Source organism: Serratia sp. TSA_130.1, assembly GCF_052691795.1.
Genome location: NZ_JBQZFS010000004.1, coordinates 159,797 through 185,627, shown reverse-complemented (window position 1 = coordinate 185,627; position 25,831 = coordinate 159,797). Strand labels below are relative to the sequence as shown.

Sequence of the window (25,831 nt, the reverse complement as noted above, 5' to 3'; positions counted from 1 at the left end):
ACACGGCGGGAGTCGCCTCCCGCCGACAGGGCTCAGGCGCCGCGGTGGATGTTCAGCCCGGCGAAGGACTGGCTGACCGGCATCATTTCCAGCGTGTTGATGTTGACGCGCGCCGGCAACGTGGCGACCCAGAATACCGACTCGGCGATGTCTTCCGGCGTCAGCGCATCGGCGCCTTCGTAGGTTTTATTGACCTTGCCGTCATCGCCCTTGAAGCGCACGTTGGAGAATTCGGTGCCGCCCACCAGGCCCGGCTCGATATCGGTCACGCGGATGCGCGTGCCGTGCAGATCGGCGCGCAGGCCCAGACTGAACTGCTTGACGAACGCCTTGGTGGCGCCGTACACGTTGCCGCCGGCATAGGGCCAGTTGGCGGCGGTGGAACCGATGTTGATCACGTGGCCGACGTTGCGCTCGACCATGGCGGGCAGCAGCGCGCGGGTCATGTTCACCAGCCCTTTGGCGTTAGTGTCGATCATGGTTTCCCAGTCATCGGCGTTGGCCTTGTGCGCCGGCTCCAGCCCCAGCGCCAGCCCGGCGTTGTTCACCAGCACGTCGATCTGGCGCAGCTCGGCCGGCAGCGCTTCTATCACCTGCTGAATGGCGGCGCGGTTGCGCACGTCGAGCCGCACGATGTGCAACGCTTCCCCCAATTCTTCCTGCAGCGCTTCGAGACGCTCAAGGCGGCGCCCGGCGGCGATCACCTGGTGGCCTTCACGGATAAAACGGCGCGCAATGGCCTCGCCGAAACCGGAGGTGGCGCCGGTAACAAATATAATCATGTTGCTGTTCCTCAACTGTTTTTACCCTACATGCCTCTATCATTAGCACAAACCCGCAGGCAGTGGCAGCGGTTATCACGGCGGAAAGGAAAAAAGGTCACACCGGGCCAGCGGCCCGATGCTGATTAGCGCTGAGGCGGCAGGTGGTAGAACACGGCGTCATACTTGATGCGTTCGCAACGGCCTGCCAGCACGCCGCCCAGCGACTCGACGAGACGGCGGCTGGCGGTATTCTGCTCGGCCACCGGGTAGAGAAAGTGCGGCGGCTGAAAGCGCTCGCTGGCCCAGCGCGCGATGCCCTGCACGATTTCGCGGCCGTAGCCCTGGCCATGCAGGCTCTCTTTCACCCAGATGCCCAGCTCCGGGGTGGGGCTGCGCAGGTTGTGCGCGCCGCCGACGCCGACGAACTGCCGGTCTTCGCGCCGACGGGCGACGAAGATCACTTCTTCGCCTTCGCGCATCAGCGGCAGCCAGCTTTGCCAAACGTTGGCGAAATCTTCCGGCGACGCCTCCGGCTCAAAGGTCATAAAGCGCGTCAGCGTGGGGGTGATCGCCTGGTAAACATCGTCGGCGTCTGCTGCGGTAAAGGGGGCAATCAACAAACGGTCGGTGTCAACGCGGCACTGAGAAAGGTCATTGTGATTCATTTTATTTCCTCGCTTTTCAGGCCATAACGGCAAAAAATCCGCGCACATAAATCGGGGCGGATCGTCGATATTACGCGTATTGGCGTCAGAAGCGACTTATTTTTCGCCGTTGCGGCGACGCGGAGGAACGGTTTTATGTGACGTCGTCACGTCGACGGGAAAGGCGGCGGGCACGGTTAACCGCGCCCGCCGTTGAGGATCAGAACTTCACCGAACCTTGCAGATAGATCGTGCGCGGCTGGCCGATGTACAGACCTTTGTTGTTGTCGTCATAGGCGCGGGTGAAATACTCGTGGTTGAACAGGTTTTTCACGCCGACGCCCAGATTCAGGCCGGCCATTTCCGGGCCGAAATCATAGGCGGCGCGCACGCCCCACAGCATATAGCCGGGAATGCGGCCGGTGCTGCCGTCGGCGCTTTCCGCCACGGTGTTGGCGTTGTCGGCGAACTGGTTGGATTGGAACTCGCCGTTAAGGTTAAACGCCCAGTTGCCCGGCGTGTAGTCCAGCCCCAGGGTGCCTTTATGCTTCGGCGAGAACGGCACCTGGTTGCCCTTGTAGCCGCCGTCTTCGCGGATGGTGGCGTTGACGTAGGCGTAGCTGGCGTAGGCGGTCAGGTCGTCCAGTTTCGGCGTCAGCTGCGACAGATCGTAACGCAGGCTGCCTTCCAGCCCGGCGTGGCGGGTTTTGCCGCGCGCGGTCACGCTGTCGGTCACCTGGTTGGAATCGTACTGGTTGTTGAAGTTGATCAGGAACAGCCCGATCTCGCCGGTCAGCGCATCGCCGGCGTAGCGGGTGCCCAGTTCCCAGGTGCGCGCCTTCTCCGGTTCAATCTTGCCGCTGTCGACCGCTTTGCCCATCTGGCTGTATTGTACGGTGCCGAAGGAGCCTTCGGTGTTGGCGTACAGGTTCCAGTATTCGTTCAGGTGATACATCACGTTCAACGCCGGCAGCGGCGCGTTATAGCTGACGTCGAGGCGGTTATTCTTGATGTAGTTGTTCTGATACGACTTGATGTACTCGTAGCGCATGCCCGGCGTGATGGTCCAGTCGCCGATGTCGATGCGATCGTCGAGATAGAAGGCGTGCGCCTCGGTGCCGGACTGGGTGTCGCGATCGTACGGGCTGGCGGTGGACGGCAGCCTGCCGGTGCTGGCCTTGCTGGTGTAGCGCAGCTCATGGGTGGACTCACTGACGTAACGGTAGCCGACGCCGACCTCATGGGCGGAATCTCCCCAGCGGAAACTCTGGCTGTAGCGCGGTTCTACGCCGCGCACCCAGTATTCGCGCGGCGACAGCGTCAGGTTCTTGCCCTGATCCAGATAGCCGCTGCGCAGGGTGTAGGTGTAGAAGCTCTGCACGTCGAACTTATGCTGCTGATCAGGCTGATATTGGTAGCCGAAGTTCGCCAACTGGCGGCGGCCCCAGAACTTGTCGTACGGGCGCGTAGACTGGAACGGGTTGGCGTTGTAGTCCGCCCGGCTCAGGCCGCCCGGCATGTTCGCTTCGCCTTCGTAGTATTGCAGCAGGCTGTTGAAGGTGTGCACCTCGTTCGGGGCGTAGCGGCTTTTCAGCATCACGTCGTCTATCTTGGTCGCGCTGTGCTCGCGCCAGTCGCTGCCGCGGGTGCCGGAGTAAAGCAGCGCCGCGCCGAAGCCGTTGTCGGCGGTGCCGCCGATCATCAGGTTGCCGGTGCCTTTCGGGTGATCCTGGCGCGAGGTCGGGCTGAGCTGCCCCTGCATGCCGGCCTCCAGGCCGAAGGTTTTCGGGATGGCGCGGGTAACGAAGTTGACGACGCCGCCGACGCTCTGCGGCCCATAGCGCACCGCGCCGCCGCCGCGCACCACGTCAATCGCATCCATATTGCCGAGCGAGACCGGTGCCAGCGACAGCTGCGGCTGGCCGTAAGGGGCGAAGGGCACCGGGATGCCGTCCATCAGCACGGTGGAGCGGCTGGCGAGGCGCGGGTTGAGGCCGCGTATGCCGAAGTTCAGCGCCATATCGTGGCTGCCGGTGCCGTTGTTTTCCGGGGCCACCACGCCCGGCACGCGGTTCAACGCTTCACGCACGGTGGTGGTGCCGGTTTTGACGAAGTCTTCGCGGCGCACTACGTCGCGCGCGCCGGGGTGTTCGAACACGTCTGCCTGACGGCCTTCCGCCAGCCAGTCGCCGACCACGGTGATGTCCTCTTCTTTCTGCGGCTGCGGCAGTTTGGCCAGCGTGTAGCCGTTGTTGCCGAGCGCTTTAGCCTGCAGGCCGCTGCCCGCCAGCAGGGCGTTCAGGCCGTCATCGACGCCGTAGCTGCCGCTCAGGCCCGGCGAACGTTTACCGGCGGTTAGTGCGCCGTCCACCGAGAGCGCGATGCCGGCGCGCGCGGCGAAAGCGTTCAGCGCGCCGTCCAGCTCACCGGCCGGAATGTGATAGGCGGCAGCGGTGCTGGCGGCGCTCGCCATCTGCGGTGCAGCGAAGACCAGGCCAATGGCCACGGCCAGCGGCGTAGCCCGTTTTCCCCAAAGCGAAGCCGGAGCGACCTTTCCCCAAGCGTTGTTCATACCTTCTCCTGAATCATTTTTTATTTATTGCTGCAGTGTTTTCCTGGGAGTCGGATGAGCAAAGCAAAAGGGACAATCAAGAATGCGATTTTTTATCATTTTCATTTAAAAAATTCAGGCGGGGACGATTTGCAACCAATAGCGGGTAAAGCTTTGCAGGCGTACCGGCAGCGTCTGGCTGAGCAGGGCGAGGGCGCGATCGGTATCGTTGAGCGGGAAACTGCCGCTGACGCGCAGGCCGGCAACGGCCGGATCGCAGCTCAGGTGGCCGCGCCGATAGCGCGCCAGTTCGGCGATCACCCGGTCCAGCCGCCACTGGCTGACGCTCAGCACCCCGTGTAGCCAGCCGTCTTCCGCCGTAGCCGGTTGCTTATCGCTGAAGGCCGCCGCGCTGAAGCTTATCTGTTCGCCGGCGTTCACCCGGCGCTTTTGTTGCGCGTCTTGCGCCAGCTGCGCTTCGACTGCATGCTCCAGCACCGTCAGGCGCGTTTCGCCGCCGCTCTCGCGCACCAAAAAACGGGTGCCGAGCGCGCGCATCGCCCCTTGCGGGCTCTGCACCCACAGCGGCCGGGCATCGCGTCCGGTAACCAGGCTGATTTCCCCGGCGTGCAAGCGGATCAGCCGTTGGCGATCGTCGTAATGCACGTCCACCGCGCTGGCGGTGTTCAGCACCAGCTGGGTGCCGTCGCTTAACACAATGGGTTTGATTTCGCCGGTGGCGGTGCGGTAGTCGGCGCGCAGCTCCTGGCCGAGCGGCGACCGGTAGAAGAAGCCGCCGCCGCCCACGCCGAGCAACAGCAGCAGGCTTTTCAGCAGGGTGCGGCGATCGATCGTCGATTGACGGCCGGCGCGATCGAGCGCGCGATAGCTGAATTTGCCCGGCACGCCCTGCAGCTGGCTCTGCAACGCTTCGACGCGCTTCCAGGCCCAGCGGTGATCGTCATGCTGCTGGTGCCAGGCTTGCCACTGTTGGCGCTGGCGTTCGGTGACGTGCTCGTCGCACAGCAGGGCATACCAGTGTGCGGCCATTTTCAGCGCCTGGCGCTGCTCGGGGGTGATGGCGTTGCTCATGAATAAACGTCGTTTTCGAGGATGAACAGCAGGCAATGCTCGGTGGCTTTGGCCATGTATTTTTTAACCGAACTGACCGACACGCCGAGGCGCGCGGCGATGTCCGCATAGCCCAGGCCTTCGAGCTGCGACAACAGAAAGGCCTGTTTTACCTTCGGCCCCAGGCCGTCGAGCATGGCGTCGATCTGCTGCAGGCTTTCCAGCAGGCTCTGGCGCTGCTCCGGCGACGGGGCGTAGCCTTCCGGGATCAGCGCCAGCATCTCAAGATAGGCGCGCTCCAGCGTTCTGCGGCGGAACAGATCGACCATCACCCGCTTGGCGACGGTGACCAGAAAATCTTTCGGCTCGCGCAGGGTCGCCGCGGCGTCGCTTTTCAGCAGGCGCATAAAGGTGTCCTGCGCCACATCGTCCGCGTCGAAAGCGCAGCCCAGCCGCCGACGCAACCATCCCTGCAACCAGGCGTGGTGGGTGGCGTAAAGGCGCGACAGCGCGGCGTGCGGGGCAGAGGCGGTGGCGGACATGGTTTTCGCATTGCTGGTCAAAAAGATGCGCGGATGATAATTGAGAATAGTTATCGTTTCAAGTTTGGCCGTTGCCTCCAGGCTGGGGTTCCGCCCCCGGAAGCGGTGTTGAAATAAAGCGGACGGTCGTAAAGAGCGTCGTTTGCCCATTAAAGGTGCAGCGGCGCGGTGTTATTTCGGCAAGCAAACGGTTGCTATTTATCCGCCGTCGAAGACTGAGCGTGGGTCTTATTCTCTTTCGCCGGTCTATGCTTTTAGGTTAATTACTAATTAATTGTTTTTATTTAAAAATGTATTTTATCGCCGCCTGTTGGCATACGGCTTGCTATGCTTAAGCCGGTCTTTGCGTTTGGGCAAAAAAGCCTTGTTTCATCGGCGCAGGTTATTTCGCGGGTGAGCTTGGTCGGTCGTCACCAGGAAGAAAATAATGGCACTGCAATTCACCACGGCTATTCGTGGCAATTTTTTTGATATCGCAGCCTGTGTGGAGTCGCCGCAACAGCTCGAAGAACGCCTGCGGCATGTTCCCGACGGTTTGCTGCTGCTGAACGACGGCGTCATCGTCTGGTTCGGCAGCTGGCGGCAGGGCGAGGCGCTGCTGCCGCCGGGCTTCGCGGTCACGGAGTATCGCGACAAGCTGATCGTGCCGGGTTTTATCGATACCCATATCCACTATCCGCAAACCGAAATGATTGGCGCCTATGGCGATCAACTGCTGGACTGGTTAAACAATTACACCTTCCCGACAGAAAGCCGTTACGACTGTGAGCAGCACACCGACGCGATGTCGGCTTTCTTTCTGCAGCAGTTGTTGAGTAACGGCACCACCACCGCGCTGGTGTTCGGCACCGTGCATCCACAGTCGGTCGATGCGCTGTTCAGCCAGGCGGCAGCGCTGAACATGCGCCTGATCGCCGGCAAGGTCATGATGGATCGCCATGCGCCGGAGGCGCTGCTGGAAACGCCGGAGCAGAGTTATCGCCAGACGCGCGAACTGATCGAACGCTGGCACGGCAAAGGCCGCCTCGGTTACGCCATTACGCCGCGCTTTGCGCCCACCAGTACGCCGGCGCTGCTGGCGCAGGTGCAGCGGCTGCGCGAAGAATATCCCGACGTTTGGCTGCAGACGCACCTGAGCGAGAATCCGCAGGAAGTGGCCTGGGTAAAAGCGCTGTTCCCGCAACACCGCAGCTATCTGGATGTTTACCACCGCTACGGCATGACCGGCGATAAAAGCGTATTCGCCCATTGCCTGCATCTGGAGGAGCAGGAGTGGGATTGCCTGTGCGATACCCGCTCGGCGATCGCCTTTTGTCCCACCTCCAACCTGTTTCTCGGCAGCGGGCTGTTTGACCTGCAGCAGGCCTGGCGCAAGCAGGTGAAGCTCGGCATCGGCACCGACGTGGGGGCCGGCACCACCTTCAATATGCTGCGCACGTTAGGCGAGGCGTACAAGGTCGGCCAGCTGCAGCATTACCGGCTCTCCGCCGTAGAAGCGTTCTATCATGCCACCCTGGGCGGCGCCAGCGCGCTGGCGCTGGACGACAAAATCGGCAACTTCAACGTCGGCAAAGAGGCGGATTTCGTGGTGCTCGATCCGGCGGTGACGCCGCTGCAGCAGCTGCGCTACGCCAACAGCGCCACGACGGCGGAACAAGGGTTCGTGCTGATGACCCTGGGGGACGATCGCAATATTTATCGCACCTATGTGGACGGCAAGGTGGTTTATGAGGCGTCGCGCTGACGCAGCCGCGCCTGCAGCCAAACGCTGAGCGGCGCGACGGCGACGGCGCTCAGTGCGCACAGCCACAGCAGGCGCTGCAAACTGCGCGGGGTGAGGCCGCCGCTCAGCAGCGCGGAGGAGAGCAAGAAGGCCACCGTGGCGCTCAGGTGTATCAGGGCGGTTTGCAGCGTGCCGAAGGCGGCGCGTTGCCGATTGTCCGGCCAGCGCATGCTCAGGGAAGAGATCGCCACCAGTCGCGCGTAGGCTGCCGCGAGAAACGTCACCATAAACAGTTCAGCGCGATCGCCACCGCGCGCCGCCAGCCACAGGCTGCCCAGCAGCAACAGCGTGGCGCTCACCGTCAGCGTCACGGCCCCAAAGCGTTGCAGCCAGCGGCCCGCCAGCACGGTCGCCAGATAGCCGGCCACGCCGCCAATGAGAAACAGCCAGGGCAAATGCGCATTGGCTGCCTGTAGCCGCTGGGTGAGCAGCGGCGCCAGCACCGGGATCAGCAGCATCGGGCTGAACTGCGTCAGACCGGCGGCGGAGGCGAACAGCAACAGCCGGCGATCGAGCGTGACGGGCGCGGCAGCCTGTGGCTGCGGCGCATCCCTGGGAACGAACAGCGCCACCAACACCGCCGCCAGCAGACACAGCCCGCCGATAGTCACCAGCGCGGCGCGCCAGCTTGCCACCTCGCACAGGTACAGCATGCCCGGCATGCCGACGATGCTCACCAGCGAAAAAGACGCGATCACCGTCGCCAACATTCGGCCGTGCAGCGCGGCCGGCGCGGCGTTGAGCAGCAAGCCGATCCCCACGCCCATCGTGGTGCCGCCCAGCAGACCGGCCAGCAGCCGCAGCGCCAACAGCCAATAAAACTGCTGGGTTGCGGCGATCAGTAAGGTCGTCACCCCCAGCAGCGCGACGTTGAGCAGCAGAAAACGCCGCTTTTCAACGCCGCCGATCCAATAGAACGCGCCGATGCCGGAAATCACCGCTGCCAGCGTATAGGCCGCGCTGACATAACCGGCGTAACTGACGGGCACGGAAAAGTCGGCGGCCATATAGAGAAATATCGGGTTGAACACCATGTATTCCAGGGCATTGGTGAATTGAATAAAGGCGATGACCAGCGCTATCGCCGTCAGCTTTCTCGTGGGTGTCATAAGCATCCTTCGGTTGCAGAGTCAGGCCGGCAGTGTAGCGCGTGGCGTGGCGCGGGATTAGGTGGTAGAAATGGCATGGTTTGTTATCAAATGTGGGATAATCATGCGCGCCAAATTGGATTTAAACCTGTTACGCATTTTCGTGGCGGTGGTGGAGCAAGGCAGCTTCGTCGGGGCCGCTCGGGCGCTGGCGATGCCGACCTCCAACGTCAGCCGCGCTATCTCGCAGCTGGAGCGCCAGCTCGACCAGCGCTTAATCGAGCGCAGCACCCGCTCAATGCGGCTGACGCCGAACGGCCAACTGTTGCATGAGCGGGCTCAGCCGTTGCTGGCGTCGCTCGATCACACCGCGCAAACGCTCAGCGAACGGCAGCAACAGCTGCGCGGGCCGCTGCGCCTGTGCGTGCCGAATGAAGTGGGGCCATATCTGTTGGGCGATCCGTTGGCGGCCTTCGCCCTGCAGCATCCGCAGATCGAAATCAGCTGCGTCACCAATCTGGCGGGCATGGCGTCGCTGCTTGACGATGTCGATCTGGCGGTCATGGTCAGCCGGGGCCTGTTGGACGACAGCGACTATGTCGCGCAGCCGCTGGCGACCTTTCCCTGCATTGTGGTGGCTGCGCCGGCGCTGGTGGCGCAGTGGCCGCCGACGTCGGAGATTGAGCAATTCACGCAATTGCCCTGTATCAGTACGGTGGATGCGCTGAAGGGCATGCCGTGGCAATTCGTCCGTCCGGACGGCAAGTTCGTTACCGTCCCGGTCAATGCGCGCTATCGCGTCAATAGCGGGGAGATGGCGCTGAAGGCGGCCTTGGCCGGCGTGGGGTTCGCCATACTCTCCGAGCTCGGCTGCCGGCCGTTTCTGGCCGACGGACGTTTGGTTGAGATACCGCTGGCCTTGCCGCCGGCGCCGCTGCAGCTGTATGCCGTTTATCCCGGCCGCCGCTATCTTCCGGCCAAAACGCGCGCGCTGCTGACCTTTCTGATACAGCAGATCGGCGAGGCGGCTCACTTCTAATCACTTGTTTTTGCTCAAACTGCCAACTGCGCCTAAGCTAGGAGGTGACTCAGAGGGAGCCATTCCCCGAGACCTTATTCCGTGAACATGGAGGAGTTTCGATTTGATGCGTTTATCCACATTGGTGCTGGCGATCGGCATGGCGCTGGGCTCGCAGGCACAGGCAGCAGAAACCCAACCTCACGCCGACCATAGCGCGCTGCCCAGCGGCCAGGCGAAGGAGGCTACCGTGACCGGTGAAGCCAATCAGCACGACAAGCAAAAGACCCAAAATCCGTTCTTCTATCAAAGCCGTCTGCCGTTCCAGGCGCCGCAGTTCAACCTGATCAAGGAAAGCGACTACGCGCCGGCGATCGACGCGGGCATCAAGCAAAAGCGGGAAGAGGTGGAGAAGATCGCCAACAACCCGGCCAAGCCTAACTTTAAAAATACCTTCGTGGCGCTGGAGCAGGCCGGTTCGCTGCTGACGCGGGTGATGAACGTGTTCGGCGCCATGACCTCGGCCAATACCAGCGATGCGCTGCAGAAGCTGGATGAAGAAACCTCGCCGAAGCTGGCGGCGCTGAACGACGACATCATGCTCAACGGCAAGCTGTTCGCGCGCATCAAGGCCATCTATCAAGATCGCGATGCGCTAAAGCTGGATCCGGAGTCACGTCGGCTGGTGGAAGTCACCTATAAGAACTTCGAGCTGGCGGGCGCCAACCTGTCGGACGCCGACAAGGCCAAGCTGAAGGCGCTGAACCAGGAAGCGGCGACGCTGAGCACCCAGTTCACCAACAAACTGCTGGCGGCGAGCAAAAACGGCGCGCTGGCGATAACCGACCAGGCGAAGCTGGACGGTCTGTCCGAAGGTGAGCTGGCCGCGGCAGCGCAGGCGGCCGCCGAGCGCAAGCTGGAGAAACAGTGGCTGTTGGTGCTGCAGAACACCACCCAGCAGCCGCTGCTGCAGAGCCTGAAAGATCGCGATACCCGCAAAGCGCTGTTCGACGCCTCCTGGACGCGGGCGGAGAAGGGCGACGGCAACGATACCCGCCAGACCATTTCCCGACTGGCCAAGGTGCGCGCCGAGCAGGCCAAGCTGTTGGGTTACCCGAACTACGCCGCCTGGAAACTGCAAAACCAGATGGCCAAGACGCCGGATGCCGCGCTGAGCTTTATGCGCAACATCGTGCCGGCGGCCACCGCGCGCGCCGAACGTGAAGCCAAAGACATTCAGGCGGTGATCGACCAGCAGAAAGGCGATTTCAAGGTGCAGGCCTGGGACTGGCAGTTCTACGCCGAACAGGTGCGCAAGGCCAAGTACGATCTGGACGAGTCGCAGATCAAACCTTACTTCGAGCTGAACAACGTGCTGAACAACGGCGTGTTCTACGCCGCCAACCTGCTGTACGGCATCAGCTTCAAAGAGCGCAAGGACATTCCGGTCTACCAGCCGGACGTTAAGGTGTATGAAGTGTTCGACAAGGACGGCAAATCGCTGGCGCTGTTCTATACCGACTACTTCAAGCGCGACAACAAGGGCGGCGGCGCCTGGATGAGCAACTTCGTCGATCAGTCGAAGCTCAATGGCACCAAGCCAGTGATCTACAACGTCGCCAACTTCACCAAACCGGCGCCGGGGCAGCCGGCGCTGCTGTCGTATGACGACGTAATCACCATGTTCCACGAGTTCGGCCACGCGCTGCACGGCATGTTCGCCGATCAGGAATACCCGAGCCTGTCGGGTACCAACACCGCGCGCGACTTTGTCGAGTTCCCGTCGCAGTTCAACGAGCACTGGGTCAGCGATCCGAAAGTGTTCAGCCACTTCGCCAAGCACTACCAGACCGGCGAGGCGATGCCGCAGGAACTGGTCGACAAGATCAAGAAGGCCGACAAGTTCAACAAGGGCTACAGCATGACCGAGCTGCTGTCCGCCGCGCTGCTGGATATGCACTGGCACATGCTGACCGCCGATCAGCCGCAGCAGGATGTGGACAAGTTCGAGGCCGAGTCGCTGCAAAAAGACAAGGTGGATCTCAGCTACGTGCCGCCGCGTTACCGTTCCAGCTACTTCCAGCACATCTGGGGTAACGGCTACGCCGCGGGCTACTATGCCTATCTGTGGACGGAAATGCTGGCGGACGACGCCTTCCAGTGGTTCACCGAACACGGTGGCCTGACCGCCGAAAACGGCCAGCGCTTCCGCGACATGATCCTGTCGCGCGGCAACAGCCAGGATCTGGAGAAGCTGTACATCGACTGGCGCGGCAAAGAGCCGAGCATCGAGCCGATGCTGATCAACCGCGGGCTGAAGGACGAGTAACCGCGGGTGTGTTCATGCACAGTAAAAGGCGCAGCAGATTGCGCCTTTTTACTTGGCGATTTTGATTGAAACATGAAAGGAGCATGGATATGCAGGAGCTACTGAAAATCGGAAATTGGATTTTATCAACGTTCCAAAATGGGACTTTAAATGTCATGGCGCTAGGCTCCATCTTTCTTATTTTTAGATGGCTTTTTCGCGATATTTCCTCAATGAAACTCTTTGGGTTGATGTCAGATCGTTATCGTAAAATGCTGGTTGCTGAGAAGAAAAACGGTATTGCGGAAAAAGAGTGTGCGGAGATTGTTGATTTTGAAATAAAGCGTACATCGATTAAAAAAATTATTGGAATCAGTAATTCACACATACAGAATGAAATGATTAAAATCATCATGGACTCCCATGAGTTACTGGGTCCCAAGTACTTCAGTAAATTTAATTTTTTCTTGTCATTGAAGAATGGGAAGGTCTTTATCGATGAGGAGAAAATAAAAAGAAGATATAAAGATGCATTCTGGATGATGCTGTTTTCATTTTCTTTCTTGATAGCGTCCTTTCTTAACCTCAGAAGCGATCCTCTTTTTGGATTCGCGCTTTTTGTTCTCTGGGGGGGATTTCTTTTGATATCAATCGCTGCATTCCCTCCATCTTGCGGGCTTAGAAAGAAAGCTCAAGAACACATAGATACCTATTATTCAGATTCTGGGCGGTAATGTCGGGGCGCAAAATATTGCGCCCCTATCCGGAATTCAGCGGTTCACCACCTTGGCCGGCAGGGCCACCACCAGCAGCGAGCTGAGCAGCAGGCAGCCGGCGAAGGCCCAGAGCGCGCCGCCGCTCTTGCCGGTCAGATCCAGCGCCAACCCCATCAGCGAATTGCTAACCAGCCCGGCGATGTTGGCCAGCGAACAGGCCAGCGCGAAGCCGGTCGCCGCCGCCGTGCCGCGCAGGAAGGTGGCCGGCAGGCTGAAGAACACCGGCACCGCGCCGATGATCGCCGCCTGGGCGATGGAAAACAGCAGCACCGTGGCCAACGCATTGTGGGTGAAGAAGGTGCTGCCGGCCATCGCCAGCGCGCCGATGATAAACGGCACGATGATATGCCAGCGCCGTTCGCGCAGCCGGTCCGAACTGCTGCCGATCAGCAGCATGCCGAGCAGGGCGGCGACGCTGGGGATCGCCGTCAGGTAGCCGATGGTGGTGATGTCGGTGACGCCGGCGGTTTTGATGAAGGTCGGCATCCAAAAGCCCATGGCGTAGGCGCTGAGCAGAATAGCGAAGTCGATGCCGCCGAGCATCCACACTTTCAGGTTGAAGAAGCCGTCGCGGAAGCTGTGCTTGCCGTGATCGGCCTCGGCGTCGTCACGCGCCAAATCGTCGGCGATGCGCTGTTTTTCCTCGGGCGTCAGCCACTTGGCCTGCTGATAAGTGTTAGGCAACAGCCAGAAGGTCAGCACGCCCAACAGCACGCTGGGAATGCCCTCCAGCAAAAACAACCACTGCCAGCCGTGCAGCCCGTGGCGCATGTCGAAATGGCCCATGATCCAGCCGGAGAGCGGCCCGCCGATCACGCTGGAGAGCGGCAGGCCGATCATGAACAGCGCGATGATGCGGCCGCGGCGATAGGTCGGGAACCACAGCGTCAGGTAAAAGAGCACGCCGGGCAGGAAACCGGCCTCCGCCACGCCGAGCAAAAAGCGAATGACGTAGAACTGGGTCGGCGTGGTGACGAACATGGTGGCGGTGGACAGCAGCCCCCAGGTGATCATGATGCGGGCGATCCACATCTTGGCGCCGACGCGCTGCAGGATCAGGTTGCTCGGCACCTCGAACAGAATATAGCCGACGAAGAACAGCCCGGCGCCCAGACCAAAGGCCGCTTCGCTCAGCTGCAGCGCGTCGGCCATCTGCAGCTTGGCCAGCCCGACGTTGATGCGATCGAGGTAGGCCGCCAGGTAGCACAGGCAAAGAAACGGGATCAGTTTCCAGGTGATTTTGCGGTACAGCAGCAGCGATTCTGCGTCCGCTTTCCCCGCCAGCGGGGTGTCGACAATGGCCATGATGTTGTCTCCAGGTGGTGCGTGTTGGCCTCCGCAGGAGGCGCCTGTTGTGTTTGCGTTGCATGGGCGCCGCCCTGTTTCGGGCGGTCGCGTGAGGCGCTGTTTGCGCCTTCGTTATTGTCGTTGCAGGTGAATCGTTGACTCATAACCGGTTCAGGTAGTCGAGCGCCTCCCGTTTGTGCACCACATCGCCGTATTTGCTGTCGATGTCGAACAGGTTGGCTTCGTGCGGGCCGGGGTGACGATCGCCGACGCACTCGCGCACCACCATGGCGCGAAAGCCGTGCTGCACCGCATCCACCGCGCTGGCGCGGATGCAGCCGCTGGTGGAGCAGCCGATCATCAGCAGCGTGTCGATCCCTTGCGCCACCAGCAGCGGCGCCAGCGCGGTGCCGAAGAAGGCGCTGGCGTATTGCTTGCTCAGCACCACCTCATCGGCCAGCGGCGCCACCGGCGGGCAGAACGCCGCCAGCGGGTTGCCCGCCACCATGTCTTTCATCACCGGCGCTTTCTTCACCCACAAGCCGCCATCGGCAAAATGGCCTGCATGATAGCGGATATGGGTGTGGATCACCGGAATTCCCGTTCGGCGCGCGCAGGCCAGCAGCTCGCGGCTTTCCTCGACCGCGCTCACCACGCCCGGCGCGAACAGCGGCGCGCCTTCGGTGGTGTAGGCCTGCATAAAGTCGATCGCCAGCAGCGCCGGGCGCCGGCCGAAGCCGATGCGCTGGCCCCAGACGCCGCGATAGTTGTCGCTGAGGGTGTCGTTCATTCTGCCTCCTCAATAAGCGCCGGACAGCAGGGCGCCGGCGCCGGGAACGATCGGTTCCAGCTCCAGCGCGGTCAGCATCGCGTAAGTGGTGGCGATGGCGGCGGTGATCACCGGTTTGCCGGTTTGGGCCTCCACCGTCGGGACGGCCGGCAGCGAAGGCATCTGCACGCAGGCGGACAGCACGATAGCATCGACCTCGTGTAAGTCCATCTCGGCGACGATCCCCGGCAGCCTGGCCGGATCGTGCCGGCCGACGTCGAGGTTGTCCGGGATCTCCAGCGCGCGCCATACTTTGACCTCGATGCCTTCGTGCTGGATGTAGTCCACCACCAGCTGGGTCAGCGGTTTCATGTAGGGCGCCACCAGCGCGATGCGTTTGGCGCCGATCACCTTCAGGCCGTTGACCAGCGCGCCGGCGCTGCTGATGACCGGCGCGGCGGCCTGATTGTCTTTCGTCACCTGCGCCAGCCGGGCCTGCGATTCGCGGTGGTAACCCAGCCCCATCGCCATGATGGCCACCAGGCAGGCGTAGCCGAGCACGTCGACCCGCGCGTCGGACAGCTCCAGCGCGCAGCGATCGGACTCGGCGTCCATCGCCGCCAATTCTTCTTTATTGACGTGTTTCATGCGCATGCGGCTGGAGTGAAAGGTGAAACGCTCCGGGCGTATCAGTTGGCGCGCGCCCAGCATTGCCGGGATCTCGGTTTCCATCGTGGTGTTGGAGCTGGGCACGATCTGGCCGATGCGGTAGTGGTTGCTCATGTCGGTGTTCCTCAGTTAATCCAGAAAATCGCCTAGGGCGCGGAAGAAGCCGTCGAAATCGTCCCACGGGATCATGTGTCCGGCGTTCTCGACCTCGACGATGGCGATCTCCGGCTGCAGCGCGCGGATCTCCGCCCGGTCTTCGGGCTGAATGACGCCGCCTTTGCCCGCGGCCATCAGCAGCGTCGGCATGGTCAGCTGCGGGTAGTCGCGGTGGCTGTCCACCTGATGAAAATCGTCGTAGGCGCGTTGGATCGCCGGCTCGTAGCAGGTGTGCAGCCACTCGGCGCGCAGCTGGCGCTGTTCTTCGCTCCAGGTTGGGCAAAAGGCGCGCATCTGCTCGGCGCTCATGCCCGGCAGCGACTGCCGGATGGAGTCGGCGTACCACGGCCATTGGCCGGGATAGGCGCGGCGGCCGGGGCCGGAAACCGGCGGATCGACCAGCACCAGCCGTCGCACGCCGTCGGGCTGCAAAGCGGCGGCGCGCAGGGCGAAGCGGGCGCCCATCGAATGGCCGAGCAGGGCGTAACTGCCCAGGTTCAGCGCGGCGGCGAAGGCGTTGACGTCCTGTGCGCAGGTCTCTGCGTCATAAGCCAACTCCGGGCCGCTGGACGACAAACCGCGGCCGCGCACGTCGAGCACGTAGACGTCGTATTTTTCCCCCAGTCGCTCGGCGACGAAGCCCCAGGTGATCGCCGGGCTGGTGATGCCGGGGACCAGGATCAGCGCCGGGCCGTGGCCGCCGTAGCGCAGGTAATGTTGGCGAATGTCGTTGGCGTGAACGTGGGCGCCGTAGAGGAAGGTGCTCATGCGGCGTTCTCCGATTTCAGCGCTTGCGCGTACAGGTCATAGCCGTAGACCCAGGCCGGATCTTCCTGGGTGCGCAGGAAGGTGTTGGCGTTGGACACCGCCTGCACCCTTGATGCGCGCTCCTTGCGGTTGGCTTCATACAGCTGGAAGGCGGTGCGGTAGTCGCCGAGGCCGGTTTCCTGCAGACAGCGGGTCAGCATGGCGGCGTCTTCGATCGCCATCGCCGCGCCCTGCGCCATGTGCGGTTTCATCGGATGGCAGGCATCGCCGAGCAGCACCAGGCGGCCTTCGCTCCACAGCGGCAGCGGTTTGCGGTTCAGCAATGGCCATTTGGTGACCTGCTCGCTGGATTCGATCAGCGCCTGCACGATCGGGTGGTAGCCGGCGAAGGTCTCGAACATCTCTTCGCGGCTGCTGTCGATGAAGCTGCCCTGGAAATCCCAGGCCGGGTGCGGGACGCCGCTGACGTAGTAATACTCGTCGCGCCGTTGGGTGGTGTAGTAGACCATCAGATGGCGATCCGCCGACCACCACTTTACGCAGTCTTCGAACGTCAGATTGTATTTCGCCAGCTTCTCGCCGCGGATCAGCGCGCGGTGGGCCACCCAGCCGCTGTAGGTCGGCGCTTCAGCGCCCAGCAGGTGCTCACGAATGCGCGAATTGATGCCGTCGGCGCCGATCACGATGTCGGCGTGGGCCGAGGTGCCGTCGACGAAGTTCAGCACCACCTCGTCACCGCGATCTTCAATTTTGCTCAGGCATTTGCCGAAGTGCAGGGTGCCGGGCTGCAGCGCGGAGAGCTGCAACGCCTGCAAATCGCCGCGGTGTACCGTCACATAGGCGGCGCCGTACTCCCGGCGGGCGAAGGCGCCCAGTTCGATGCGCGACAGGTAGTCGCCGCTTTCGGCGTCGCGGCTGAACCAGAAATCGGGATGAGACGCCATCTGCTCCAACCGCTGCTCAATACCGAGGCGGCGGAAAATCTTCAGTACGTTCGGCCCCATGTGAATGCCCGCGCCGAGGCGTGAGAACGCCGGGCTCTGTTCATACAGATCGACGGTAAAGCCGGCTTTTTGCAGCAGCCCGGCGGCAGCGGCGCCCCCCAGCCCGGCGCCGACGACGGCGATGCGTGGTTGTTTGCTCATCATGTTTCCCCTGTCTGTTGGCTTTTTTCAGCGTAGGTCCAACGCATGGCTGGACGATCGATTTATAGTGCACACGCTAGATAACGCAAAGTTGCAAAAGTGTTAAATCAGATCTTGCTCACGCTAATTGACGGCGTATTACTGTTAAACTCATGTTAATCACAGGATTGACGCGGGATGAAATAGGACTTTCTTATGGTGGATATTCGCAGCTTGCTTTCCTTTGCTTTTTTGACTTAGATAAAACGAGTGTGTTCACTTTAAATTGTTTGAAAAATAACCGCCGCCTTGCGGGCGTCGGTCACCCTTGACGAGACAGGAGACAGGCCATGGCGGTCAATGAAACCCAGTTGGTACAGCTGTTCGAGCAGGTGCTTACGCTGTCGAAGGTCGATGCTTCGCAGAGCGTGGCGATTTTGAAAAGCCATTATTCCGATGCGCGCACGGTGCGCGCCGCGACCGACGCGGCGCTGCGGCTGGGCGCCAAGGTGTATGCCGTCGAACTGCCGGCGTTCAACCATCCGCGAGCGATGGGCAACGACATGACCGCCTATTGCGGCGATACCGCGCTGACCGGCAATCTGGCGGCGCAGCGTGCGCTGGAGGCCGCCGACCTGATCGTCGATACCATGATGCTGCTGCATTCGCCGGAGCAGGAACAGATCCTGAAAACCGGCACCCGCATCCTGCTGGCGGTGGAGCCGCCGGAGGTGCTGGCGCGCATGTTGCCCAACGCGGAGGACAAGGCGCGGGTGCTGGCCGCCGCCGCCGTGCTGGAGCAGGCGAAGCTGATGCAGGTAACCTCCGCCGCCGGCAGCGATTTCCGCGCGCCGCTGGGGCAATACCCGACGGTGACCGAGTACGGCTATGCCGATGAACCGGGGCGCTGGGATCACTGGCCGAGCGGTTTCCTGTTCACCTGGCCAAATGAGGAGCAGGCGGAAGGGGTGCTGGTGCTGGAGGTCGGCGATATTTTGCTGCCGTTCAAAAGCTATGCGCGCGAACGCATCACGCTGGAGATCGAAAAAGGGTTCGTCACCCGCATTCACGGCGGCTTCGAGGCGGAATACCTGCGCGAATATATGAAATACTTCGACGATCCGGAGGTGTACGGCATCTCGCACATCGGCTGGGGCCTGCAGCCGCGCGCCCAGTGGACGGCGATGGGCCTGCACGACAAGAACGACGGTATGTGCATGGACGCGCGCGCGTTCTACGGCAACTTCCTGTTCTCCACCGGGCCGAACACCGAAGTGGGCGGCACGCGCAAAACGCCTTGCCATATGGATATCGCGCTGCGCCGCTGCGACATTCGCCTCGACGGGCAAACGGTGGTGGCGGACGGTGAAGTGGTGGCGCCGGAGGCGTCGCGCGTGCGCCGGGCGTAATCGTTGCTGCCAACGGTGAGGGTTTGTACTATTCTCGTGGATTCCATAGATGGTGAGAGTAACGCAATGACGCCCCCCGAATACCCGTCAGCCGTGAGCGGCCAACCCGAAAATTATCATTTTACCGAGCAAGTCGGGCACCTGCTGCGCAAGGTTTATCAGCGCCACGTGGCGATTTTCCAGCAAAACGTCGGCGATTCGCAGCTGACGGCGGTGCAGTTCATCACCCTGTGCGCGGTGCGCGATATGGGGCCGAGCTCGCTGACCGAGCTGGTGCAGGTGACGGCGGTGGATCAGGCCACCATCCGCGGCATCGTCGAACGGCTGAAGGCGCGCGATCTGATCACGGTAACGCCGGATCCGATCGATCGGCGCAAGGTGGTGGTCGGCCTCACCGACGCCGGCGGCGCGCTGCTGGCGGAAACGGTGCCGCAGGCGGCGAAAATCACAGAACTGACGTTCGGTACGCTGAACCCGGCCGAACGGATAGCGCTGATATTCCTGCTGAATAAAATGCTGGAAGAACCTGCCACCGGCTGATTCGCCCGCGCAACGTCGGTTGCCTGGTGGTCGGCGGCGAGAGGCCAGCCCATAAGATCATCACGTGCAGGCGGAGACGCGAACAATGGCGATATCTGAAGTGCAATCGCCCAGGGACGGCGCGAAAACCACGCTGACGGAGCATCCGCTGATGCTGTCGGTGAACGGCGAACAGCTTCATGCGCAGGTGATGGCGGATACGCCGCTCTTGCTGGTACTGCGCAACGATCTGGCGCTCAACGGTCCGAAATACGGCTGCGGTCTGGGCGAATGCGGCGCGTGTACCGTGTTGATCGACGGCGTGGCGGCGCGCTCCTGCGTGATCCCGGCGTTCGGCGTGTCCGGCAGGGCGATCGTGACCCTGGAAGGCCTTGGCGATCGCCAGCGCCTGCACCCGGTGCAGCGTGCCTTTATCGAAGAGCAGGCGGCGCAATGCGGCTACTGCCTTAATGGCATGATCATGACCACCAAAGCCCTGTTGGATCGCAATCCCGCCCCGAGCGAGGCGGAGATCCGTCAGGCGCTGTCCGGCAACCTGTGCCGCTGCGGCACCCATCTCGAAATCCTGCGTGCGGTTCAGCGCGCCATCATTCTCTGCCGCGATGAGGACGCCCACGCCCATGACTGATTCCCGTGTCCCATCGCCGAGCCAGGCCGACTTGCTGCAGCGCGACGGCGTGCTTCTGATCGTCGACAGCGTGCAACCGCCTTCGGGGCCGGTGCCCAAAGGGCAAACGCCGGTGCTGAAGCCCAAAGAGCAGGGGCTGTTTATCGCCCTGTGCGGCAGCGGCGAAATCTATGCCTTTAACGGCCATGTCGATCTTGGCACCGGCGTGCGCACCGCGCTCGGGCAGATCGTCGCCGAAGAGCTGTACCTGCGCGTGGATCAGGTGCAAATGGTGTTGGGCGATACCGAACGCGCGCCGAATCAGGGCGCCACCATCGCCAGCGCCACGCTGCAGATCTCCGCCGTGCCGCTGCGCAACGCCGCCGCCGAAGCGCGCCGTTGGCTGTTGCGCCAGGCGGCGCAGCGCTTCGATGCGCCGGTGGAACAGCTGACGCTGGAGGAGGGCGTGATCCGCAGCCCGCAGGGGCAGGCGCTCAGCTACGCCGAGCTGGTGGCCGGCGGTCATGTCGAGCTGTCGATTTCCGGCGACGCGCCGCTGAAACCGCAGGCGGAGTATCGCCTGGTGGGCACCAGCGCCGCGCGCGTCGATATTCCGGCCAAGGCGACCGGCGAAACCACTTACGTACACGATATGCGCCTGCCGAACATGCTGCACGGCCGGGTAGTGCGGCCGCCCTATGCCGGGTACGACAGCGGCGAATTTGTCGGCACCAGCCTGCTGGCGGTGGATGAAACCTCGATCGCGCATATTCCCGGCATCGTCAAACTGGTGGTGATCGGCGATTTCATCGGCATTGTCGCCGAGCGCGAAGAGCAGGCGATCAAGGCGGCGCAGGCGCTGCAGGTCAGTTGGAAAGACTGGCGCCGCAATTTGCCGCAGATGACCGACGTGGCGCAGGCGCTGCGCGACAATCCGCACTCGACCCGGGTGGTGCACGATACCGGCGATGTGGACGCGGCGCTGGCGGCGGCCGACAGGCGTTTCACCCGCAGCTACCTGTGGCCGTATCAGCTGCATGCCTCGATCGGCCCTTCCTGCGCGCTGGCGGACTATCGGCCGGAGCGCCTGCAGGTCTGGTCAGGCAGCCAGAATCCGCACCTGCTGCGCGCCGATCTGGCCTGGCTGCTGGAATACCCGGAAGCGCAGATCGAGATCGTTCGCATGGAGGCGGCCGGCTGCTATGGCCGCAATTGCGCCGATGACGTCTGCGCCGACGCGGCGCTGCTGTCGCGGGCGGTGGGCCGGCCGGTGCGGGTGCAGCTGACCCGCGAGCAAGAGCATGTGTGGGAACCGAAGGGCACGGCGCAACTGATGGAGGTGGACGGCGGGCTGGACGCCGCCGGGCACCCGGTCGCCTACGACTTTCGCACCTATTATCCTTCCAACGGCGCGCCGACGCTGGCGCTGCTGCTGACCGGCCGGGTCGAACCGCTGCCGGTGGCCTATGAAATGGGCGACCGCACCTCGGTGCCACCTTATGAGTATCCGGCGCTGCGCGTCAGCATCGAGGACATGGCGCCGATCGTGCGCGCCTCCTGGATGCGCGGCGTTTCCGCCTTGCCGAACACCTTCGCCCACGAATCTTATATCGATGAGCTGGCCCACGCCGCCGGCGTCGATCCGCTGGAATATCGGCTGCGCTATATCCATGACGAACGCGCCAGTGAACTGATGCGCAGCACCGCAGAACGCGCCGGCTGGACGCCGCACACCGAACCGATGCAGACCCCGGCGGAAGACGGCGTGCTGCGCGGGCGCGGCTTTGCTTATGCCCGTTACATCCACAGCAAGTTTCCCGGCTTTGGCGCGGCCTGGGCCGCCTGGGTGGCCGACGTGGCGATCGACAAAGCCAGCGGCGAAGTGGCGGTGACGCGCATCGTGGTCGGCCACGACGCGGGCATGATGGTTAACCCGGACGGCGTGCGCCACCAAATTCACGGCAACGTATTGCAATCGACCAGTCGGGTGTTGAAAGAGCGCGTGACCTTTGAGGAATCGACGGTCTCCGCCAAAGAGTGGGGGGCTTACCCGATCCTGACCTTCCCGGAGGTGCCGGAGGTGGACGTGGTGATGATGCCGCGCCCTTACGATCCGCCGCTGGGCGCCGGGGAGTCGGCGTCGGTGCCCAGCGCGGCGGCCATCGCCAACGCGGTGTTCGACGCCACCGGCATTCGTTTTCGCGAGCTGCCGATCACCTCGGACAAGCTGCGAGAGGCGCTGAACGGGCCGGACGCCGAGCGGCAGGCCGCGCCGCCCAAGAAAAAGAAGCGCGGCAAATGGTGGTTCGGCGGCGCGGCGGGGCTGTTCGGCGCCGTGCTGGGCATCGCCGGCAGCGCCTTGCCGTGGCGGGCGGAGATCGCGCCGGTGGCGACGCCCGGCGCCGGCACCTGGTCGGCCGCCACGCTGGAGCGCGGCCGTCAATTGGCCGCCGCCGGAGACTGCGCGGTTTGCCATACCGCGTCGGAAGGGGCGACCAACGCCGGCGGGCTGGCGATGGCGACGCCGTTCGGCACGCTCTACAGCACCAACATTACCCCGGACGTGGCAACCGGCATCGGCAACTGGTCATTTACCGCATTCGATCGGGCGATGCGCCAAGGCATCGCCCGCGACGGTCGCCATCTGTATCCGGCATTTCCTTACACCGCCTTCAGCAAAATGACCGACGGCGACATGCAGGCGCTGTACGCTTATCTGATGTCGCAGCCGGCGGTGCGCCAGAGCAACCCGGCCAATCAGATGCGCTTCCCGTTTAACCTGCGGCCGCTGATGGCGGGCTGGAACGCGCTGTTCCTGCGCCAGGGGGAATTTCAACCCGATCCGCAACAAAGCGCGCAGTGGAATCGCGGCGCCTATCTGGTCAACGGGCTCGGCCACTGCGCCGCCTGCCATTCGCCGCGCAATCTGCTGGGGGCGGAAAAGGGCGGCGCGGCTTTCCTGGCGGGGGGGATGGTGGACGGGTGGGAAGCGCCGGCGCTGAATCAATTGGCCAACGCGGACAAACCCTGGACCGAGGAACAGCTGTTTCAGTACTTCCGCAGCGGGCATTCCGCCGAGCACGGCGTGGCGGCCGGGCCGATGGGGCCGGTGGTCAGCGAACTGGCGACGTTGCCGCAGAGCGATCTGCGGGCGATGGCCAACTATGTGATGTCGCTGAGCGCCAAGGCGACGCTGAATGTGGAACCGCAGGCGCAGTTGGCGGCCCGCGCGTTGCCTGCGGGTCAACTGGCGGGCGAGCGGTTGTTTCAGGGCGCTTGCCAGGCCTGTCACAGCGCCGCCGCCGGCGGGCCGCAGCTGTTCGGCGTCAGCCCGGACCTGGCCAATAACACCAATATCTTCAGCGATCGTCCCGATAACCTGATCAAGGTGATCCTGCAAGGGATCCCCAAACCGGCCACCGCCGAATTGGGCTTTATGCCGGGCTTTAAGGACAGCTTTTCCGATCGGCAGGTGACGGCGCTGGTGAATTATCTGCGCCATCGCTATGCCGGCGACAAACCGGCCTGGCGCGACGTGGAGGCTCAGGTGGCGCGGCTGCGCGCAGAGCCGGGCACGCACTGAGCCGCCTCAGGCTTGGCGCAGGAATGCCACCAGCCGCTGCGCCGGCAGCGGCAGCTGCGCCAGGTCACGCACCGCGATCGACAGGCGCCGGGTCGCCCACTCGTCTGTCAACGTCAGTGCGCTGTGCCGAATTTGCGGATGGCGTTGGGCGCTCTCTTCCGGCACCACCGCCAGCCCGGCACCGCGCAGCACCATGCGGCAGATGGCGTCGAAATGAGCCGCGCGCGCCCGCAGCCGCATCGGGCCGCCGCTGCGTATCGCCAGCTGTTCCAGATGCTGTTGCAGCGCACTCTCTTCCGGCAGGCCGATGAAATCAAAAGGCAGGGCGTCCGCAAAGCTGAGCGTGCGGCGGCCGCTGAGCGCATGCCCCGGCGGCAACGCCAGCACCAGACGATCCTGGCGAAAAGGGTAGCTTGCCAGCCCACGCAGATCGGCGTGATCCGCCGCGATGCCGATATCCGCTGCCTGTTCAGCGATCGCCTGCGCGATGGCCGGGCTGGGCAGCTCCTCCAGTACAATATCGGTATGCGGGTGCAGTACCAGAAAATCCGCCAACAGCTCCGGCAGAAAAGCGTCGGCGGCGACGGTATTGGCGACGATGCGCAGTCGGCTGCGCTGGCCCGGCGCGAACTCGGCCAGGTCGCCGCGCAACCGCTCACGCTGCTGTAAGAGCACTCGCGCGTGATGCAACAGGCGCTCACCGGCGGGCGTCGCCTGGACGCCGCGCGGATTGCGCGTCAGCAGCGCTACGCCGGCCTGTTGCTCTAGCCCGCGCATGCGGGCGCTGGCGGCGGCCAGCGACAGCCCAACGCGCTCGGCGCCGGCGGTGATGCTGCCGGTCTCGAGCACCGCCGCCAACAGCCGCAGATCGATAAAGTCAAAATGCATGCGTTTTCCCTCTGTCTTTGCCGCAGGCAGGCTCTGCCATTGCCGCATTGTGCCGCGCCATACCGCCGGCCACAATCGAGCCGTTGATTCGCCATAAGGATAGACGCATGTCGCTGACGCTACTCGAGATTATCGCCCTGACGGGCATTTTTACACTGGCCGGCACGGTCAAAGGAGCGATCGGTCTGGGGCTGCCGACCGTGTCGATGGGGCTGCTCAGCCTGATGATGCCGCCGGGTCAGGCCGCCGCGTTGTTGTTGCTGCCTTCGCTGATCACCAACCTGTGGCAGTTGCTGTGCGGGGCGCGGCTGGGGACGCTGTGCCGCCGGCTCTGGCCGATGATGCTGTGTGTCACGCTTGGCACGTTGTTGAGCGCGGGGGCGCTCACTGCCGGCGACGGCCGCCTGGCGCCGCTGGCGCTGGGCGTGTGTCTGATCGGTTATGCGCTGCTGGGTTTTACCCGTTTCGACTGGCGCGTTTCCGCTGCGGCGGAACCCTGGTTGGGGCCGCTGTGCGGCCTGGTGACCGGTGCGCTGACCGGCACCACCGGAGTGTTCGTCATTCCGGCGGTGCCTTACCTGAATGCGTTGGGCCTGGCGCGCGACGATCTGGTGCAGGCGCTGGGGCTGTCGTTCACCGTCTCGACGCTGGCGCTGGCCGCCGGTTTAGCCTGGCATCAGGCGCTGCCCGCCACGCTGCTCGGCGGTTCGCTGTTGGCGCTGTTGCCGGCGTTGGGCGGCATGTGGCTGGGGGAGAGGGTGCGCCGTCATTGTCGCCCGCAGCTGTTCCGCCGCCTCTTCTTTATTGGGCTATTAATCTTGGGCGTTGAGATTATTTGGCGATTCAATTAATTGAATCGATAGCATGTGCGTGTAATCAGGTTCGGTATATTATTCTTGGTTTTATTCTAATATGATTGTTTTCAATGTTTAAAATGGACTTTCTTATTGGATTTTTTATGAAATACAGAGTGGTTATGTATTGTCATTAGTGTGTTTTACTTTTTCAACTATAACCCTTTTAAAATGGGATAACCCCAGTGAATGCATAGGGGAACATTGATGAAGGAAATTTTAAGCAGCCAATTCTATGCGATGTCGGGTGGATGGCAGGATCGAGATGGGAGTGGAAAAAGAGCGTCTGATAACGGAGATGGGGTATATGATGAATAGATATGTTGTTTTTATAAAGAGTGATGAATCAAAAGTGCTAAGAAAGGAAGTGGTTACGCGAGAAATAATTAAAGACATGAAGCAGAAGGGGTTCAGAAAGCATTATGTTGAAGTAGAGGCTGAGAACGAAAGCGATGCCATTAAAAAATTAAATAAGAACAGCAATGATTATTTGGATTCATTGAGAAATTTTTCAGGTGATTTATTGTTCTGTTCTATTTTTGTTATTGTTATGACGATCGTCTATTTTGCCACGATGAAAATGAGTTAGAAGTAGATGCTGTAGGATTTAAAAAACAAAAAGGCTTGTCGAA

At 62.3% G+C, this 25,831-nt stretch carries 22 protein-coding genes; 10 read left to right on the top strand and 12 right to left on the bottom strand.

Annotated features, from left to right (window positions below):
* Positions 1-32: 32 nt before the first annotated feature.
* The 5 genes from ydfG to fecI form a co-directional block, all read right to left on the bottom strand.
* Positions 33-782: a bifunctional NADP-dependent 3-hydroxy acid dehydrogenase/3-hydroxypropionate dehydrogenase YdfG gene (gene ydfG, locus ACUTQY_RS16470; RefSeq protein WP_033642989.1), complete on the bottom strand. Its 750-nt coding sequence runs from the start codon at positions 780-782 to the stop codon at positions 33-35.
* 125 nt (positions 783-907) lie between these two features.
* A complete protein-coding gene (locus ACUTQY_RS16465) occupies positions 908-1,429 on the bottom strand; it encodes a GNAT family N-acetyltransferase (RefSeq protein ID WP_046686986.1) in 522 nt (173 codons plus the stop codon).
* A gap of 199 nt (positions 1,430-1,628) precedes the next feature.
* Entirely contained in the window at positions 1,629-3,980 is a 2,352-nt protein-coding gene (gene fecA, locus ACUTQY_RS16460) for a TonB-dependent Fe(3+) dicitrate receptor FecA (RefSeq protein WP_084710291.1), read from the bottom strand.
* 114 nt (positions 3,981-4,094) lie between these two features.
* Complete coding sequence (gene fecR / locus ACUTQY_RS16455) at positions 4,095-5,051, bottom strand: ferric citrate uptake sigma factor regulator FecR (RefSeq protein ID WP_046686987.1); 957 nt, start codon at positions 5,049-5,051, stop codon at positions 4,095-4,097.
* Positions 5,048-5,572 (bottom strand): ferric citrate uptake sigma factor FecI, encoded by a 525-nt coding sequence (fecI, locus tag ACUTQY_RS16450; RefSeq protein ID WP_046686988.1) that lies wholly within the window; start codon positions 5,570-5,572, stop codon positions 5,048-5,050. Before fecI ends, fecR begins: the two co-directional genes overlap by 4 nt.
* 427 nt (positions 5,573-5,999) lie before the next feature.
* Here fecI and guaD point away from each other — a divergent pair, with 427 nt between their 5' ends.
* Complete coding sequence (gene guaD, locus ACUTQY_RS16445; protein ID WP_046686989.1) at positions 6,000-7,316, top strand: guanine deaminase; 1,317 nt, start codon at positions 6,000-6,002, stop codon at positions 7,314-7,316.
* Here guaD and ACUTQY_RS16440 read toward each other — a convergent pair.
* On the bottom strand, positions 7,298-8,464 hold the full coding sequence (locus ACUTQY_RS16440; RefSeq protein WP_046686990.1) for an MFS transporter: 1,167 nt from the start codon (positions 8,462-8,464) through the stop codon (positions 7,298-7,300). The two genes, guaD and ACUTQY_RS16440, sit on opposite strands and share 19 nt — an antisense overlap.
* Before the next feature lie 103 nt (positions 8,465-8,567).
* Here ACUTQY_RS16440 and ACUTQY_RS16435 point away from each other — a divergent pair, with 103 nt between their 5' ends.
* From ACUTQY_RS16435 to ACUTQY_RS16425, 3 genes are all read left to right on the top strand, one after another.
* Positions 8,568-9,482: a LysR family transcriptional regulator gene (locus tag ACUTQY_RS16435; protein ID WP_033650466.1), complete on the top strand. Its 915-nt coding sequence runs from the start codon at positions 8,568-8,570 to the stop codon at positions 9,480-9,482.
* 106 nt (positions 9,483-9,588) lie between these two features.
* Complete coding sequence (gene dcp / locus ACUTQY_RS16430) at positions 9,589-11,790, top strand: peptidyl-dipeptidase Dcp (protein ID WP_046686992.1); 2,202 nt, start codon at positions 9,589-9,591, stop codon at positions 11,788-11,790.
* A gap of 89 nt (positions 11,791-11,879) precedes the next feature.
* Positions 11,880-12,503 (top strand): hypothetical protein, encoded by a 624-nt coding sequence (locus tag ACUTQY_RS16425; RefSeq protein ID WP_060660751.1) that lies wholly within the window; start codon positions 11,880-11,882, stop codon positions 12,501-12,503.
* Between the two features lie 36 nt (positions 12,504-12,539).
* On the opposite strand, the gene ACUTQY_RS16420 is transcribed toward ACUTQY_RS16425, so the two are convergent.
* The 5 genes from ACUTQY_RS16420 to ACUTQY_RS16400 all read right to left on the bottom strand — a co-directional run bounded on the left by ACUTQY_RS16420 (position 12,540) and on the right by ACUTQY_RS16400 (position 17,342).
* Positions 12,540-13,850, bottom strand: coding sequence for an MFS transporter (locus ACUTQY_RS16420; protein ID WP_016927840.1), 1,311 nt, complete (start codon positions 13,848-13,850; stop codon positions 12,540-12,542).
* Between the two features lie 142 nt (positions 13,851-13,992).
* Positions 13,993-14,622 carry an N-carbamoylsarcosine amidohydrolase gene (locus tag ACUTQY_RS16415; protein ID WP_033634448.1) on the bottom strand — a complete coding sequence of 210 codons (630 nt, stop codon included), beginning with the start codon at positions 14,620-14,622 and terminating at the stop codon, positions 13,993-13,995.
* Positions 14,623-14,631: 9 nt separating this feature from the next.
* Positions 14,632-15,384: a maleate cis-trans isomerase family protein gene (locus ACUTQY_RS16410; protein ID WP_046686994.1), complete on the bottom strand. Its 753-nt coding sequence runs from the start codon at positions 15,382-15,384 to the stop codon at positions 14,632-14,634.
* 15 nt (positions 15,385-15,399) lie between these two features.
* Positions 15,400-16,194, bottom strand: a complete 795-nt coding sequence (locus ACUTQY_RS16405) for an alpha/beta fold hydrolase (RefSeq protein WP_046686995.1) — start codon at positions 16,192-16,194, stop codon at positions 15,400-15,402.
* Positions 16,191-17,342, bottom strand: a complete 1,152-nt coding sequence (locus tag ACUTQY_RS16400) for an FAD-dependent monooxygenase (RefSeq protein WP_033645813.1) — start codon at positions 17,340-17,342, stop codon at positions 16,191-16,193. Before ACUTQY_RS16400 ends, ACUTQY_RS16405 begins: the two co-directional genes overlap by 4 nt.
* A 326-nt stretch (positions 17,343-17,668) precedes the next feature.
* Here ACUTQY_RS16400 and ACUTQY_RS16395 point away from each other — a divergent pair, with 326 nt between their 5' ends.
* The 4 genes from ACUTQY_RS16395 to ACUTQY_RS16380 all read left to right on the top strand — a co-directional run bounded on the left by ACUTQY_RS16395 (position 17,669) and on the right by ACUTQY_RS16380 (position 23,457).
* The gene (locus ACUTQY_RS16395) at positions 17,669-18,727 is read left to right on the top strand and encodes a 2,5-dihydroxypyridine 5,6-dioxygenase (protein WP_046686996.1); all 1,059 of its coding nucleotides are present in this window, start codon (positions 17,669-17,671) and stop codon (positions 18,725-18,727) included.
* A 66-nt stretch (positions 18,728-18,793) separates the two neighbouring features.
* Positions 18,794-19,267 carry a MarR family winged helix-turn-helix transcriptional regulator gene (locus ACUTQY_RS16390; protein ID WP_028128198.1) on the top strand — a complete coding sequence of 158 codons (474 nt, stop codon included), beginning with the start codon at positions 18,794-18,796 and terminating at the stop codon, positions 19,265-19,267.
* Positions 19,268-19,352: 85 nt separating this feature from the next.
* Positions 19,353-19,895, top strand: a complete 543-nt coding sequence (locus ACUTQY_RS16385; protein ID WP_046686997.1) for a (2Fe-2S)-binding protein — start codon at positions 19,353-19,355, stop codon at positions 19,893-19,895.
* Positions 19,888-23,457 (top strand): molybdopterin cofactor-binding domain-containing protein, encoded by a 3,570-nt coding sequence (locus tag ACUTQY_RS16380; protein WP_046686998.1) that lies wholly within the window; start codon positions 19,888-19,890, stop codon positions 23,455-23,457. The genes ACUTQY_RS16385 and ACUTQY_RS16380 overlap by 8 nt, the downstream gene beginning before the upstream one ends.
* 6 nt (positions 23,458-23,463) lie before the next feature.
* Here ACUTQY_RS16380 and ACUTQY_RS16375 read toward each other — a convergent pair whose 3' ends face one another.
* Entirely contained in the window at positions 23,464-24,345 is an 882-nt protein-coding gene (locus ACUTQY_RS16375; RefSeq protein ID WP_033642996.1) for a LysR family transcriptional regulator, read from the bottom strand.
* Positions 24,346-24,452: 107 nt separating this feature from the next.
* On the opposite strand from ACUTQY_RS16375, the gene ACUTQY_RS16370 reads away from it, so the two are divergent.
* Positions 24,453-25,196 carry a sulfite exporter TauE/SafE family protein gene (locus ACUTQY_RS16370; protein ID WP_046686999.1) on the top strand — a complete coding sequence of 248 codons (744 nt, stop codon included), beginning with the start codon at positions 24,453-24,455 and terminating at the stop codon, positions 25,194-25,196.
* Positions 25,197-25,464: 268 nt separating this feature from the next.
* Positions 25,465-25,788, top strand: coding sequence for a hypothetical protein (locus ACUTQY_RS16365; protein WP_084710323.1), 324 nt, complete (start codon positions 25,465-25,467; stop codon positions 25,786-25,788).
* Positions 25,789-25,831 lie beyond the last annotated feature (43 nt).